The sequence below is a fragment of the Paenimyroides baculatum genome, from assembly GCF_008629655.1.
GTDB lineage: Bacteria > Bacteroidota > Bacteroidia > Flavobacteriales > Flavobacteriaceae > Flavobacterium > Flavobacterium baculatum.
Genome location: NZ_VWSG01000029.1, coordinates 1 through 1,508 on the forward strand (window position 1 = coordinate 1; position 1,508 = coordinate 1,508).

At 40.6% G+C, this 1,508-nt stretch carries 2 protein-coding genes and 1 pseudogene; all 3 read right to left on the minus strand.

Translation table 11 applies throughout. From position 1 onward, the window contains the following. Positions 1 to 218, minus strand: a pseudogene (locus tag F0460_RS16045) (ferritin-like domain-containing protein); the annotation flags it as partial. A gap of 24 nt (positions 219 to 242) precedes the next feature. Continuing rightward, the gene (locus tag F0460_RS16050) at positions 243 to 953 is read right to left on the minus strand and encodes a ferritin-like domain-containing protein (protein ID WP_150015116.1); all 711 of its coding nucleotides are present in this window, start codon (positions 951 to 953) and stop codon (positions 243 to 245) included. Between the two features lie 39 nt (positions 954 to 992). Next, positions 993 to 1,508: fasciclin domain-containing protein (locus F0460_RS16055; protein ID WP_150015118.1), on the minus strand; the 516-nt coding region annotated here is incomplete at its 5' end.

Below are 1,508 nucleotides of genomic sequence, written 5' to 3' on the forward strand. Positions count from 1 at the left end.
AGCGCATCCGTAAGTGCACCCGCACGCGCAGTGTAAGCCGTTGTTGCGGTTGCTGCCTTTGCCGGTGCAGATAATAAGGTCCCCAATCCTAACGGAATGGCTGCTATTGCTGCTTTGGTACTAAAATTTGTTATGTTTGTTAGGACGTCTAGTCTTGAGGTTTCTGCACTGAAAAATTTATCGTCAGAAAGTTTATCCAATATTTTAAGAATGTTCATGATACATAGGTTTTAAATGAATAATTACTGAATTCCCTGTTCTTTCCAGGTAAACGGCGTTTTTATGAATCCGCCTGCTGCCATTACAATTTCCTTAGGTTCTTTTGCAAGATCCAAACCGTTGGCATCAATTACATCGTCACCTGAAAAGTCTGATGAACCCGGATTGATCAAATCTCTGATTGCTGATGCATGTCGGGCTTCTACCGAAACTATTTTTCCGGCAATTACCAGATAATCAGGGTTCGTAATGTATTTTCCTGCACCATTATAAGCCGCAACGCCGGTATCTTCTAATGCTTTTGCAGTTGCCAGTACAGAATTTCTATTGTTAAAATCTACGTTTGGATATTGAAATTCCAATGTTGGAAGCAGGTTTGTTGTTGCCGCACCGATAGCTGCCTTAAAGAAATCTCTGTGAATTACTTCATGATGGTACAGATCTGTAAATAGTTGTCTTTCTTTGCTTGAAATACCTGAATAAAAGTTGTTAACCACTTTGGTGTAAAAATCGGCTTCCAGTTGTTCCAGTGCGTAGGCATAATTTAAAATTCCTACATCTCCTTTACCCAAATCAAAAATATTGTTGTCTTCGATAGGGTTTATATCGTCTTCGCAGCCAACAATTGTTAGTCCTACCAAGGCAAGACCTACGCCGCTGAGCTTTAAGAAATTTCTTCGGTTGGTATCCAGATTCGCTTGATCGTTTGATACGCTTATTAAAGTTCTTTTCATAATATTCGGTTTTAACTTTTAGGTTGATAGTTGCGCATGTTACGGCATTAATACGGTATCAATCACGTGGATTACACCGTTAGATTGGTTTACGTCTGCAATAGTTATTTTGGCATTGTTACCTTTTGCGTCTGTAACATAAAGGTCATTACCCTTTGTCCAAAAAGTTAAGGTTTCGCCCGCAACCGTTTTCATTGCTGCTTTTCCTTTACCTGCCTTCACTGCATCCCAAACTTTTTTAGCGCTGTAATTCCCTGCAAGTACGTGGTAGGTTAAAATCTTTGTAAGCGTCGCTTTGTTTTCTGGTTTAACCAAATTGTCCACCGTACCTTTTGGTAATTTCGCAAAAGCGGCATCGGTTGGCGCAAAAACGGTAAAAGGTCCTTTGCTTTGTAAGGTTTCTACCAATCCGGCAGCTTTTACCGCTGCAACCAGTGTTTTGTGGTCTTTTGAATTTACGGCGTTTTCTATGATGTTTTTAGAGGGATACATCGCTGCACCCCCAACCATTACGGTTTTTTCTTTCATTGATTGGGCAGTTGCGGTTCCGCTGAA